The sequence below is a fragment of the Candidatus Nomurabacteria bacterium genome, assembly GCA_020847275.1.
GTDB lineage: Bacteria > Patescibacteriota > Minisyncoccia > Phycocordibacterales > JACOZG01 > JADLCI01.
Genome location: JADLCI010000007.1, coordinates 256,750 through 269,796 on the forward strand (window position 1 = coordinate 256,750; position 13,047 = coordinate 269,796).

General features: G+C 44.9%; 17 protein-coding genes and 1 tRNA gene. 7 read left to right on the forward strand and 11 right to left on the reverse strand.

The genetic code is table 11. The annotated features are described in order from the left end of the window. Positions 1 to 369 carry a hypothetical protein gene (locus tag IT398_02695; protein MCC6290949.1) on the reverse strand — a complete coding sequence of 123 codons (369 nt, stop codon included), beginning with the start codon at positions 367 to 369 and terminating at the stop codon, positions 1 to 3. 32 nt (positions 370 to 401) lie between these two features. On the opposite strand from IT398_02695, the gene rpmA reads away from it, so the two are divergent. Continuing rightward, positions 402 to 674, forward strand: coding sequence for a 50S ribosomal protein L27 (rpmA, locus tag IT398_02700; protein MCC6290950.1), 273 nt, complete (start codon positions 402 to 404; stop codon positions 672 to 674). Here the strand turns inward: rpmA and rplI are convergent. Next, positions 652 to 1,101 (reverse strand): 50S ribosomal protein L9, encoded by a 450-nt coding sequence (rplI, locus tag IT398_02705; GenBank protein MCC6290951.1) that lies wholly within the window; start codon positions 1,099 to 1,101, stop codon positions 652 to 654. The two genes, rpmA and rplI, sit on opposite strands and share 23 nt — an antisense overlap. Before the next feature lie 9 nt (positions 1,102 to 1,110). Next, positions 1,111 to 2,325: a S41 family peptidase gene (locus tag IT398_02710; GenBank protein ID MCC6290952.1), complete on the reverse strand. Its 1,215-nt coding sequence runs from the start codon at positions 2,323 to 2,325 to the stop codon at positions 1,111 to 1,113. A 34-nt stretch (positions 2,326 to 2,359) separates the two neighbouring features. Here IT398_02710 and IT398_02715 point away from each other — a divergent pair, with 34 nt between their 5' ends. Both IT398_02715 and IT398_02720 read left to right on the forward strand, forming a co-directional pair. Further along, positions 2,360 to 3,217 carry a hypothetical protein gene (locus IT398_02715; protein ID MCC6290953.1) on the forward strand — a complete coding sequence of 286 codons (858 nt, stop codon included), beginning with the start codon at positions 2,360 to 2,362 and terminating at the stop codon, positions 3,215 to 3,217. Then, complete coding sequence (locus tag IT398_02720; GenBank protein ID MCC6290954.1) at positions 3,208 to 4,311, forward strand: cysteine--tRNA ligase; 1,104 nt, start codon at positions 3,208 to 3,210, stop codon at positions 4,309 to 4,311. The genes IT398_02715 and IT398_02720 overlap by 10 nt, the downstream gene beginning before the upstream one ends. Positions 4,312 to 4,328: 17 nt before the next feature. On the opposite strand, the gene IT398_02725 is transcribed toward IT398_02720, so the two are convergent. Continuing rightward, positions 4,329 to 4,868 carry an NUDIX domain-containing protein gene (locus IT398_02725; protein MCC6290955.1) on the reverse strand — a complete coding sequence of 180 codons (540 nt, stop codon included), beginning with the start codon at positions 4,866 to 4,868 and terminating at the stop codon, positions 4,329 to 4,331. Positions 4,869 to 4,984: 116 nt separating this feature from the next. Here IT398_02725 and dnaB point away from each other — a divergent pair, with 116 nt between their 5' ends. Both dnaB and recR read left to right on the forward strand, forming a co-directional pair. Beyond that, entirely contained in the window at positions 4,985 to 6,316 is a 1,332-nt protein-coding gene (dnaB, locus tag IT398_02730) for a replicative DNA helicase (GenBank protein ID MCC6290956.1), read from the forward strand. Positions 6,317 to 6,328: 12 nt separating this feature from the next. Next, positions 6,329 to 6,961, forward strand: a complete 633-nt coding sequence (gene recR, locus IT398_02735) for a recombination protein RecR (GenBank protein MCC6290957.1) — start codon at positions 6,329 to 6,331, stop codon at positions 6,959 to 6,961. Here recR and rplU read toward each other — a convergent pair. Beyond that, positions 6,945 to 7,256, reverse strand: a complete 312-nt coding sequence (gene rplU, locus IT398_02740; GenBank protein MCC6290958.1) for a 50S ribosomal protein L21 — start codon at positions 7,254 to 7,256, stop codon at positions 6,945 to 6,947. The two genes, recR and rplU, sit on opposite strands and share 17 nt — an antisense overlap. A 68-nt stretch (positions 7,257 to 7,324) precedes the next feature. Between rplU and IT398_02745 the strand changes: the two genes are divergently transcribed. Then, positions 7,325 to 8,383, forward strand: a complete 1,059-nt coding sequence (locus IT398_02745; GenBank protein MCC6290959.1) for a Glu/Leu/Phe/Val dehydrogenase — start codon at positions 7,325 to 7,327, stop codon at positions 8,381 to 8,383. On the opposite strand, the gene IT398_02750 is transcribed toward IT398_02745, so the two are convergent. The 6 genes from IT398_02750 to IT398_02775 all read right to left on the reverse strand — a co-directional run bounded on the left by IT398_02750 (position 8,369) and on the right by IT398_02775 (position 12,224). After that, positions 8,369 to 8,641 carry an MGMT family protein gene (locus tag IT398_02750; GenBank protein ID MCC6290960.1) on the reverse strand — a complete coding sequence of 91 codons (273 nt, stop codon included), beginning with the start codon at positions 8,639 to 8,641 and terminating at the stop codon, positions 8,369 to 8,371. The genes IT398_02745 and IT398_02750 overlap by 15 nt on opposite strands. A 13-nt stretch (positions 8,642 to 8,654) precedes the next feature. Continuing rightward, positions 8,655 to 9,698 carry a DNA recombination protein RmuC gene (locus IT398_02755; protein ID MCC6290961.1) on the reverse strand — a complete coding sequence of 348 codons (1,044 nt, stop codon included), beginning with the start codon at positions 9,696 to 9,698 and terminating at the stop codon, positions 8,655 to 8,657. 63 nt (positions 9,699 to 9,761) lie between these two features. Next, positions 9,762 to 10,325 carry a hypothetical protein gene (locus IT398_02760; GenBank protein ID MCC6290962.1) on the reverse strand — a complete coding sequence of 188 codons (564 nt, stop codon included), beginning with the start codon at positions 10,323 to 10,325 and terminating at the stop codon, positions 9,762 to 9,764. 95 nt (positions 10,326 to 10,420) lie between these two features. Then, on the reverse strand, positions 10,421 to 11,389 hold the full coding sequence (obgE, locus tag IT398_02765; protein MCC6290963.1) for a GTPase ObgE: 969 nt from the start codon (positions 11,387 to 11,389) through the stop codon (positions 10,421 to 10,423). Positions 11,390 to 11,444: 55 nt separating this feature from the next. Continuing rightward, positions 11,445 to 12,002, reverse strand: coding sequence for a hypothetical protein (locus IT398_02770; GenBank protein MCC6290964.1), 558 nt, complete (start codon positions 12,000 to 12,002; stop codon positions 11,445 to 11,447). 147 nt (positions 12,003 to 12,149) lie between these two features. Beyond that, positions 12,150 to 12,224 (reverse strand) — tRNA-Glu (locus IT398_02775). 201 nt (positions 12,225 to 12,425) lie between these two features. Between IT398_02775 and IT398_02780 the strand changes: the two genes are divergently transcribed. Next, complete coding sequence (locus tag IT398_02780; GenBank protein MCC6290965.1) at positions 12,426 to 13,046, forward strand: hypothetical protein; 621 nt, start codon at positions 12,426 to 12,428, stop codon at positions 13,044 to 13,046. Position 13,047 lies beyond the last annotated feature (1 nt).

The following is a 13,047-nucleotide window of genomic DNA, read 5'->3' on the forward strand; positions in this document are numbered from 1 at the left end:
TCAGAGGCCTGGACAGTTGGCCGCCGGGGTTAATCCCCGATCTTCAGCTTCGGCCTTAGTGCGAAACCAAATTTTATTTTCTTCCTTTATTCTCTTTACTCCCGGGCAACCTGGAAGGTAATACCTAGAACCATTCTTAGAAGCCACAAAGTTACCGCCAGTGGCGGTCGAGTTTACTTGTCCGCTTGATGTTTTATCTGTCCTTTCAAAGTCAACTGACACATTCTCAATCTTTATGGGTTCAGGAGTTTGATAATTAAACTGTTTTTTCCATAAACCAAGAACTAGGCCAAGACCTAGTAAGACAACGAAGATAATCCAGAACTCCTCTCCTCGAGACTTGATTTTTTTTAACAAATCGGCTAGCATATAGTACTAGTTAATTTTAGCAAAATCGCACTATGGCAACAAAGAAAGCGGGCGGTACGGCCAAAAACCTACGTGATTCTAACCCAAAATATTTGGGGGTTAAGCTCTACGGAGGCGAGAAAGCGGGCCCCGGATCAATTATTATCAGACAACGGGGTACCGACTTTCGAGCCGGCAATAACGTCGGTACCGGAAAAGACCATACTCTTTTTGCACTAAGAGCTGGTACTGTCAACTTTACGGAAAAACGGAAAACCCACTTCAACGGTAAACGAAAAAAGGTTAAGACGGTAAACGTTCAATAAGCAGCTTAAACTGGCCTTCAATCGGGCCAGTTTTTAGTTTGATAACTCTCTCCCCCACTGTCTTGATTGGTTCTTCCAGAATAATCATTTCTTCTGGTAAATTAAGGTGCGTCTGCTCTTTCAGCGCCGCCCTAATATCGCGCTCATGTAATCCGGCAAAAAGATGGCCAGTGTCGCTAGCCTTTACGGAAATCTTAACCACTAACCCCTCTAGTTGCTCCAGTGCCCCCTCCAGTAATTCTGTTTGGACCTTAGAAGACATTTCTCGCTGATCTTTTTCCTTTCTAAGTCTTTTCAGATTTTCTTCGGTCGCCGGTAGACCCAAACCACGCGCAATGATTAAGTTCCTCGCAAATCCATCAGACAAATCTTTTACCTCATAAGCTCGCCCCACCTTAGCAACATCTTTAGTTAAAATTATTTTCATGACCTATTTTTATGGAGACAATAAATACTTTACGGCTTGATCGAGGATAGGATCTTCGTCAGCCTTTAGTTTTTTATTCGGATCAAGTTTAACAATAATGTCTGGCGTCAAACCGTCATGTGAAATAGAAACACCGTTCGGTGTAAGCCATTGTGCCACTGTAATTTTCAGAGCACTTTCACTCGTGATTGGCACCAGCTCTTGGACAGATCCCTTGCCAAAAGTCTGTTCACCAATCAACTTTGCTCGTCCGTATTCTGAGAGAGCGCCAGCAAGAATCTCGGATGCTGAAGCACTACCGCCATCAACCAGAATAACCAACTTTAGTTTATCGCTAAAGATGTTGTAACCACGACTGCGATAAACTTGCTCGGTTTTTTTTCCACCCCAGTTTTCTATTACTACTGGTTTTCCAACCGGCAAAAACCAACTGGCTAAGTCAACGGCGGCATCAAGATAGCCACCAGGATTGCCGCGCAAGTCAACAATCATCTTGTCTGTGTCCGATATGATGAAGTCACGGAGGGCATCACGGAAAAGTTCTGGGGCTGTCGCACCGAAGTTAAAAAGCCTAATTAAGAAAATCTTTTCGGGTAATAATTCTGTCTCGATTGTCGGAACTTTAATAATTTCTCGAACAACTTTTATCCGCAACAAACTGTTTTCCCCTTTTCGGCCAATCCCCAACGTGATGACCGTACCCACTTCGCCCCGAATTTTACTTGTCGCCTCTGTAACAGTCATCTTGCCGGTTGGAGCACTGTCAATCTCTATGATTTGATCGCCAGCTTTCAGCCCAGCACGCTTGCCTGGCCCACCCTCTAAGGGAGAAATAACGCTTAGAACTCCATCGCGGACGCCAATCTCAATCCCCAGACCACCAAAACTACCCCGGATATCTTGTTCAAAAACTTTCTTATCTCTTGGCGGCAGGAAATCAGAATAGGGGTCACCAAGTGATGCCACCAAACCGCTAATCGCGCCCCAGACACGATCTTGATTGGTTGTCGGCTCGGTAGATGTTCCTCTTGTGTCGACAAATTTCTCATCAATGATTTTCCAAGTTTTCCAGAATGGCGCCAGGTCAATATTTTCGGGCTGAGTCGCAAGTAACTCCTCCTGTCTGCCTCGCCAGTCACCTCCTGCCCAGAATGCCACTCCAAGAGCAATTACAAGAATCACGAAGAGGAAGAATCTCTGATAGAATTTCGCTAATCTCAGCATAGACAGTTAGAAGATTATCGCATAGAATAATCCGATGCTCAAGCAATTTAAATATAAAGATATTGTTTGGTTAGACCTGGAATCACCCACTCTAAATGAGATAGACTCGGTTAGTCGTCAATACAAGATTCATCCCTTGGTTCTCTCGGAGCTAGCCAGCCCCTCAGAACGATCAAAGGTAGATGTCTATTCCGAGTTTATTTATCTTGTGCTTCATTTCCCAACCTCTGAGGGTGGGCAAGAAATCGACTTCATCCTTGGGCGAGACTTCATCATCACTACCCATTATGAACTGATGAACCCGCTCAACGACTTTGCGAAGATTTTTGAAACAGACTTCATGCTTAAGAAAAATGGTGAAAAGATCCACGCCGGTTTTATCTTCTTTTACATTATTAAAGAAATCTACTCTGCGCTGGAAACCAATCTTGGCATTATCAACAAACAACTCAAATCAATCGAGCAGAAGGTATTTTCCGGACATGAGCGTGAAGTAGTCGCGATGCTTTCTTCGCTTAACCGCCAACTTCTGGAATATCAATGGACAATGAAGTCTCACAAAGAAATCCTTGATTCATTGACATTAGCTGGTGAAGATCTGTTCGGAGTTAAGTTTCATTATTACCTTCAGGCAACCTGTGGCGAAGATCGGAAGATGTGGAAGATGATTGAAAATAGCCGCGAAACCTTCAATGATTTACGTAATACCAATGAATCCCTCCTTTCAATCAAAACCAATGAGACCATGCGCGTGCTTACCGTCCTCGCTGCCGTTTTCTTACCACTGAATATCGTGGCCCAGCTATATGGCGCCAGCAACCTCAGTTTTATTCTAATGGGAGTCTTCTTTATTGCTGGTATCTGGTTGGCGAAAGCAAAACAATGGCTCTAACAATCTACAATACTCTTTCGAGAAAGAAGGAGGAATTTAAGGTCTCTAGCAAAACCGTTAGCGTTTACGCTTGCGGACCAACCGTTTATGACCAGGCTCACATCGGGAATCTTCGGACCTATGTTTTCAACGATCTGCTTCGTCGTGTTCTAGAATTTAACGGCCATGAGGTTAAACAAGTGATGAATATTACGGACGTCGATGACAAAATAATTAAAGCGAGTCAGGAACAAAATATCCCTCCAACAGAGTTAACAAAAAAATATGAGAAATTATTTCTAGCTGACCTAGATAAACTTAACATCAAACGGGCTAATATTACACCACGCGCAACTGATTTCGTCCCACAAATGATTGAGCTGATAAATCGCCTTTTAAACCAGAAGGTGGCCTATATCGCTCCAGATGGGGTCTATTTTGACATTAAACAAGCGCAAAACTATGGTAAGTTATCTGGCCGCGGTAAGCCAGAAAATCCCGCCCAAGAGGAAAACTTTGCGCTGTGGAAATTCTGGAAAGAGGGCGATGGATCTGTCTTCTGGGGTGCCCCCTTTGGTAAAGGAAGGCCGGGGTGGCACACCGAATGTTCGGCGATGCTGGAAACAGAAATTGGCGAAACAGTAGACATCCATACTGGTGGCTCTGACCTAATTTTCCCCCACCATGAGAACGAAATTGCTCAATCAGAAACCCTCCATGAGGGGAGACCACTTGCTCGTTACTGGCTTCACGGAGGCCTTGTGAATTTCAGCGATGAAAAAATGTCGAAGTCACTAGGAAATTTTATTACTCTTAAAACTTTGGAAGAACGAGGCATCAATCCCGTCGCCTATCGCTTCTGGATTCTAATGGCGAAATATCGTACGACCGTCAATTTCACTTGGGAGGTAATTGGGGGAGCACAGAAGGGTTATGACCGGCTGAAAAATCGAGTCGCGAATCTACCTGACGATGGAGACGTGGATGAAAAATTAAGACAAGAATTCCTAATGGCAATTAATGACGATCTCAACACGGCCAAAGCCCTAACAATCATCCCCAATAACAAAAAAACCTGGTTGGAATTTAACAGAGTTTTCGGGTTAAGTTTCTAGAAAAGGAAAGAGCGGGATCACGTGACCCCGCTCTTAACGAATTTACTCTTTTCTACCAAACGAAAGACCCATCGTCCCACGGTTCTTAGCCCGCCATCGCCATAAAAAATTTCCAATTCCATCAGTTGTCCGTTTTCCCGGAGCGGAAGCGCCGCAGGTAACCAGAGCCTTTGATCCGACATCATTCGATCAAACGGCAGTTTCCCGATGAAAAACCACTGCAAGTTAACAAAACCCGCCAGTGGCCTTGGTTCTCCCCGCCAACGAGTTGCGGTGAAATAGTGCACACGCCACTTATGTGCGTAATACCCTTCAGCAACCGGATGGTAGAAATCAGCAGATGCATAGTGTTTCGCTGAGATCGGATCGACAACAACGCCAATTTCCTCCTCTACCTCACGGCAAAGACACTGAAGCGCCGTCTCGTCGGGGTTAAATTTTCCACCCGGGCCATTCAAAACACCATTACAAAACCGACTTTTCCTCTCTCCAAGTAGAGTTTCCGTCTTCGGACCATCTCCACGAAGGAGGTGACACACCGTCGCTTCTTGGTGCATAGTGCACCCCCTTTCTGGATTTAAAGAACCGTTTCCAAACTATCCCCAGTATATCCCCGCAAAGTTCTTCGTCAAGGACTCCAAGTCAGCAGAACAAATGCTAGAATGAAAAATATATGGCCTTACGTCTCCCCCCTCAAGACTTGGAAGCAGAACGAGCCGTTCTTGGTTCCTTGATGCTCCGTCCAGACGGAATGCACGAGATTAGCGATGTAATAACCGCCGCTAATTTTTACGCTGAAAAACACCGGCGAATTTTTCAAGCCATGTGGGAGCTGTCGGAGAAACACGACCCAATTGATCTCGTATCTGTCACCAGCGCATTAAAGGCAAACCAGGAACTTGAACAAATCGGTGGGTCTAACTATCTGGCAGAACTTGCCGGTGCTGTCCCCTCTTCAGCAAACATAAAATATTATGCCGAAATAATCAGACAGAAAGCATCGAGAAGAAAGCTGATCACCTCCGCCGAAGAAATAGTTGAACTTGGTTACAGCGAACATGAGGAGTTGGACAACGTTTTCGATCGGGCCCAACAAACCATTCTCAATATCGGACATTTCTCGAAGAAGGCTTTTGTTCACCTCAAGGATTCCCTGGTCGAGGCTTGGGAACGTTTTGACCAACTGCACAAATCTGACGGCAGCATGCGTGGTGTCCCAACCGGTTTTCGTGATCTAGATGATAAACTCTCCGGTTTACAGAAATCCGACCTCGTAATTCTTGCTGCTCGGCCTTCGGTTGGTAAAACATCATTAGCGTTAGACATTGCCAGAAATGCCGCCTGTCTCCACGGCAAATCAGTCGGAATTTTCTCACTCGAAATGAGTTCGCAACAACTAGTTGACCGGCTACTAGCCTCTGAAAGTCGCGTTGATTCCTGGCATCTACGAACAGGAAAAATTAAACAAGATGAAGACTTTGCCCGTTTACGTGACGCACTGGATCGTCTTGCTTCCGCGCCAATCTATATTGATGATGAAGCCGGAAATAACATTACCAAGATGAAGTCGGTCGCCCGAAAACTTAAGGCCGAAAAGGGGTTAGATCTAATTGTCGTCGACTATCTACAGCTAATGATTCCCCGAAAAGATAGTGACTCCCTCGTTCAACAGGTGACGGAAATCTCACGCTCCCTTAAGGGTTTAGCGCGTGAATTAGAAGTACCGGTCCTTGCGCTCTCACAGCTCAATCGTAATGTTGAGGCCCGCGGTGGCCGACCGAGACTATCCGATCTACGTGACTCCGGCTCCATTGAACAAGACGCTGATGTGGTAATGTTTATCCATCGTGAAGATAAAATGAATGAGAATTCAGACAAAAAGAATATTGCCGATATCATCATTGCCAAACACCGCAATGGCCCAACCGGAGACATCCAGCTTTTCTTCGACGAAAAGCGGGTTAGTTTCCACACCGTAGAAAAGGCTGATTTCGGCGGTTTCTAAAAAATTACAATCATGACCGAGCCACTTATCCAAAGCTTAACCGAGAGTTTTCTCCGCTTCCCCGGTATTGGGCCACGCCAAGCTCGTCGTTTTGTTTATTACCTACTTCATGCGTCACCAAGTACTATTGAGCGATTGATTAGCCAGATCGAAGAACTAAAAAGAAGTGTCGCTCGGTGTCCAGACTGTGGCCGATTCTACCCCACGAATAAAAACCAGAAACGAAACGAGTCGTGCGAAATTTGTAGTGACATTACTCGTGACACAACACTCCTAATGTTGGTAGAAAAAGATATCGACCTGGAAAATGTTCTGAAAAGCGGGACTTATCCTGGCCACTTCTTTGTTCTTGGGGGACTAGTGAAGGTCTTAGACAAACAGCCTGAGATAAGTGTACGCCTAGCAGACCTGATTAAATTGATCGAAAAAAAGAAGCAGGCTGGGAAATTACAAGAAATAATTGCCGCCTTGACGGCTAACTCTGACGGTGATGCAACAGTTGAGTTTGTAAGAGAGAAACTTGCACCAATTCTAGAAAAAAATCAGTTAAAATTTTCTAGTTTGGGTCGAGGGTTCTCTACCGGCGTGGAGGTAGAATATTCTGATACTGACACCCTTAAAAATGCGCTTAAAAACCGCCAGTAATCTCCACTTCTGTAAACGGCTGGCGATGACCCCTTTTAACTCGATAACGAGTTTTATTCTTGTATTTAACAATAACCACTTTCTCGTGCCGATCGTCAGCTAAGCGTTTGGCTGTCACCTTAGCGCCCTCGATAAGAGGTTTACCAACCTTCGTCTCCTTGCCATCATCAGTTAATAGGACTTGGTCAAAAATAACCTCGCCACCCTTGGTCTCTGGTAGCTTTTCAACCTTCAGCTTTGTGCCTGGCGTGACAACGTATTGTTTGCCCCCAGTTTTAATTACGGCCAATTTCATAATTGGCATAAGTTTAGCAGACCCGCTCCCTTTGGTCAATTGCCCGTTTTGTTCTATAATTGGATGCTATGATTATAAAAGTTTTCAATGATAAATTTAAAACCTGGGGATTTCTGGTAATAGATAGCTTGAAACTGGGCCCAGGCAAGGGTGGGATTCGCATGACCCCTTCTGTGACAGAAAACGAAGTAGAACGATTAGCCCACGCGATGACGCTCAAAAATGCCCTTGCAAATATCCCATTCGGTGGCGCCAAGTCTGGTATTATTTTCGACCCCAAAACACATACCCCAAAAGAGAAACGGGAAATCGTGGAGTGGTTCGCAAAGGAACTAAAACCCGTTTTAGTCAGATCGTATATTGCTGGACCAGATATTAATATGACCGAGCGGGAAATGGCCTGGTTTGTGAATGCCGCAGACAACCATAAGGCGGCCACCGGCAAACCTAGGGTCTTGGGCGGATTGCCACATGAACTTGGTAGCACTGGTTTCGGCGTGGCACAAGCGACCTTACTCGCACTAAGATATAAAAAGATTGAGCCAGCGGATGCAACCATCGCAATCGAAGGCTACGGTAATGTGGGCATTTTTGCCCATAAATTTCTCCAAGAAAAAGGAGCCCGGATTGTCGCGGTCTCCGATTCCAGGGGTTCAATTTATTCTAAAGATGGCCTGAACTACAAAAAGTTAATCCAGACCAAAAAACGGACAGGATCAGTGATCAATTACCCGGGTGGAAAAAAATTAAGCAACAAAGAAATCTTCATCCTACCCGTTACCGTTTTAATACCAGCGGCACTACCAGACGTTATCAATTCTGGTAATGTCTCCCAAATAAAGGCGAAAATTGTCGTTGAGGGGGCCAATATTCCGATGCACGAAAAGTTTGAGAGAAAACTTCACGAGCGTGGCGTACTTATTATCCCCGATATTATCGCCAATGCCGGTGGTGTTATCTCCTCCTACGCAGAGTACCGAGGTTATGATGCCAAAAAAATGTTTAAATTAGTAGAACAAAAAATAACCGCCAGCACCGATGCACTTCTCTCCCAGTTAACAAAGTCAAACAAAACACCGCGAGAAATTGCTCTCCAGTTGGCTAAGAAAAAACTAGAAACCAGATAAACCCCGCTCTTGAAACCCCTCCCCGAGTAGCAATTCTCTTTTCTTCGACTCTCCACCATTATAGCCACCGGTCTTCCCATCCGAACGAATTACACGGTGGCAAGGCACATCTTTATCATAATTCCCTTTCATAATATTACCCACGGCACGGGAGGCCTGGGGTGAACCGGCCAATATCGCCACTTGTTTATAAGTTAGAACTTGACCGCGGGGAATCCGCCTTACAATATCGCGAACTCGTGAACTGAAATCTTTCATTGCTTATTTTAAACTACTCCTCAAGACTGGGTTTCTCCAGAGAGAGTGGCTCCATACTTGAACCAGCACCAGTGACCCGAGCAACATCCTTATCAATCTTCTTCAACTCTTTGTAAGCTGAATTATAGTGACTCACCGTCGTCCCTAAACTTGTCCCGAGTTTACCGAAATATTGTTCATAGGCACCAATATGCTTACCCAGATCTTCGACTCGATCACGAATCACCTTGGCAGATTCTTCAATTTGTAGCGCCTTCAAACCCTGCAAAACGGTCTGGAGATAGGCCAAGAAAGAGGTTGGCGAGACAATAATCACGTGCCGTTCTTTGAACGCATATTCAATTAGGTCACGAGTATTAATCTTCACTGAACCAACTTGGGCGACCAGTAAATCATAATAAATGGCCTCGTGTGGGATGAACATAAAAGCGAAGTCCATTGTCCCCTCGCTCGGCTTCACATATTTGCTGGTTTCGTCAATCCGATTTTTCAAATCTGATTTGAATAATTTCTCTAGTCGTTCACGCTCTGCCGGATCTCTCTCCTCCGCTAGTCTGTTGTAGTTCTCTAGAGAAAACTTAGAATCGATTGGGATAATCTTTTCTTTCACAAAGACGACCGCGTCCACAATCGTCCCGTCCTTGAAAGGATATTGCATCTGGTAGGAACCAGTTGGTAACACATTCTTCAACAAAGTTTCGAGGTAATATTCACCAAGCACACCCCTCTGTTTGGGATTTTTCAAAATATCCTGAAGACTCTGAAGCTGATCGGCAAAGTTTTCAACCCGTTTCTGGCCCTCACCCACCTTCACCAATTCACTCGTGATATCTCGGATCATTTTATTAGACTCGCTGGACTGACTCTGGAGAGAGCTGTGAAGAAACTTGCTTGATTCAGTAAGTTTGCTATCCAAGACGCGCGTGAGTTCGTTAAGCTGATTCTGGAGCAAAATCATTGCCTGATTATCTCCAGCCGGTGACTGTTTGTTCTGTAAAAAAAGCCAGACTAATCCCCCGCCGATCACTAAGCTAATTAAGATAGTCACAATTGCCATACTTCTTCAGTCTAGCACAAAAGAAAGCCCCGGACGTAATTCGTCCGGGGCCTGCAAGTTCCCTCACTCAACATGGTCCATGTCGTGATGCATGCGCGCATAGTTGGCGCCGGTTTGACTGTCGCACATATCTGCACAAGGATTTTGAGAATTGAGGTCGTAGTGGGAACCATCCAGGGAACCACTCTCGTAAATAAGAAGTTTCTCTACTCCCATCGACGCTCCTTCTTCCTCTATGTATAGACTGATGTAGTGCGGTAGCCACCAGATACAACTAGTCTCCTTACTGAAGAGACGGCAACTCGCCACCACTTTCGCCAATTTTCGCCTTTTATCCTCGGCAAAAGTTGGAGAATAGAGAGGCCCTAGTGGCCCAACAAGAGCCGTGATTCCAATGTAGCGCTCCTTCGTCTCCGTGGAGACTCTGGTAAGGCCTACACCAGTTGTAAGCCGCGCCATGAGGGTGCAATCGGTTTTTTTCACCAAAAATACTTTCGTTGGCGCGATATCACAGCGGAAAAACCAAATCTCCTTTCCGTAGAGCTTCTGAAGCTCCGCCCGCAGAATTTCCTGGGCCAACATTATTGAGAACGACAGTTTCAAAGAACTTTTTCCTATTCCAAACATTTTTCCTCCCGTTTTGGGATTCGGATAGAAACCATTTTCCACCCGGACGCGCGTCTAGCTCGTCCCTACGAGATTAGCATAAGAAAGTGTGCTTGTCAATTCCCTTTTTCTTTCACTAGTTTTTCTAAAACCTTTTTAACTTTCTCCAAACTATTGTCATCAAGCACCGAGATTGGCGTGGCTTTAATTTTCTTTTTCGCCAGAGCCTGTATCTTCCCTTTAAGCTCTTTTTCAGAAACAGTGTCCGACTTTGTCAGAAAAACTGTCTCTGTCTTTTCTAATAACTCCGAATTGTAATCCCCCAACTCTTGTCTAATAATTTTGTAATCGCGTACGGGGTCGTCCGATTCAGCCGAGATGAGATGGAAAATGGTTTTCGTTCTTTCAATATGGCGCAAAAATTTTGTCCCCAAACCCCTACCCTCCGCCGCACCTTCAATTAAACCAGGCAAATCGGCCAGAATTAGTCCGTAATAAGCACCAAGATGCGGCTCAAGCGTGGTGAATTGGTAATTCGCCACCTTACTCTTGGCATTCGTCAATTCATTAAGTAGACTCGATTTGCCAGCATTGGGCAGTCCAACTAGTCCAACATCCGCAATCAGCTTAAGCTCCAGCCTGACCTCAAATTCCTCACCGGGCAACCCGGGCTGAAACTGTCGTGGTGAAGTATTGGTAGAAGAACGAAACAAGAAATTACCCTTGCCACCCAGACCCCCCTTGGCGACCAGAATCTTCTCACCAATTTTCAAAACCTCCTGATCGAATCCCGTAGTAAGATTATGGATTACGGTGCCAACCGGTAGTTTAAGAATAATATCCTTACCGGTTGCACCATCGCGATACTGCTTCTGACCCATCCCCCCATCTTCCGCTTTCCGTTCTTTCTCAAAACGAAACTGGGCTAAAGCGCCGATATCACTTACTCCTTCAGCGAAGACGCTCCCACCCAAACCACCGGAAGCGCCAGTCGGACCAAGCGCCATCTTGTTGCGCTCGAAAGAAACAGCCCCTCGGCCGCCATGTCCACCCGCCACCCTGATTGTGATGTCATCAACAAGCATAAAATTGAGAAAACTCTGTGACCCATTGTATCACGAATTGGGATATAATCCTTTATCAAATAAGGGATTTTGACTTCTTATTAAGGGCACAAGCTTCTATTAGCAATTTATAAACATCTTGTTTTTTTGAACTTTTCAATATTTCTTGTCCTTCTAAAATTAACTTTTCTGTTTCAGCTGTAGTTCCTCCCCACATATTGGGGTTTTTCATTCTATACCACAAGAAAAAGCTATGTAGTTCGCACGGCATTTTATCATTAGTAATACGACGGTAAAGTGAAACGGCATCTAAAATATAATGAGAAGAAAGCTCGGGGTCCCATTCGATACTGCCCTCAGAATCAGGATCTTTATCGGCATGTTTAAAAAAGTTTCTTGCCTCATTGATTTTGGTTAAAAACTCTTTCTTTTTGTCTACTCTCACTAAGGTTTCTAATCCTTGCTGCACTACACTTCTTTCGAGTTTCTTATGGGCACATATTTGATCTAAAACTTCATGTGCAGCGCGCGCCAATGTGTGTGTAGATACAGGACTAGCGTCCATAAAATAAAGATTAATTGCTGTAATTAATTGCTCTTCTGCAACTTTAAATTTTGAAATTTTTTCTAGCATGGCGATGGCCTTTTACTCCGAATAAAGTTTCCTAATTTCTTCATCTGATCCATGAGTAATAATGGCATGGCATTGTGCGCACAGACATCGCATATTATCAGGGCTATCTAGCCCCATATCAACAATATTTAGCTGATCCAACTACATTGGTGACCCTACAGGGAATCGAACCCTGCTTCCAGCCTTGAGAAGGCTGTGTCCTAGCCGATAGACGATAGGGCCGAGACAATCTTGCAAATTATAGCATTTGAGTCACATTTTAACAAATCGCTGACTCTTCTCATTGACAACCTTAACTTGGTGTGTATAATATTCGAGTGTTGATCTTTGTCAATGCCTGTTGGGGTCCGCCCCGCTAAATGCCGGCCCGTCCGGATAAAAACAGGCCAATTTGCAACTCCGGTTGCAAGGAAGAGGTGTAGAATGTGGATTCTCTGTTCTCTTTTGGTTTTAGTTGTTGCCTCCGTTGTTGCCTTTATGGTAGTGATAACTACTTATCTCATCTTGGATGATCGTACCCGTCGCAAGAATGACAAATTACTCGACTACCTACACAAGGAAGAAAGTTTCGAAACCCTGTGGCGAACCTGTGAGGCTATTGGTCTTATGACGGAAAGTACGTACACCGGAGGAGAAACGCGGTGCGTAATCTATCCGAAAGAAGCATTCAAGGGGCGCGTATCTAAAACTGTTTCCTGGAAACAGTTGGCAATCACCATTGGTTCATTTCTCGCCAGCGGCAAGTTCACAACCGAAAAAGAGATGCCGGATCTTGCGCAAAAACTGGGAGAATTCTACGACAACGACTGGGATTTCCTAGTTACAGAATTTGCTCCTGAAGCGGGTAGAAGGTACATCGGCACAGCAAAAGAGTCCGTCATTGCACACCTGAGAGAAGCATTCCATAGTGCACAGTTCAACGACAACCAAACAAGGGAACAAGGGAGAATCGAGCGAGAGAAACAAAAATCTAAGAGACAAATCCGGAGAATTCTTCAGAAAACTCACCGTATTTCCAAGAGCACCGCTGAAGAGATCATCTAAC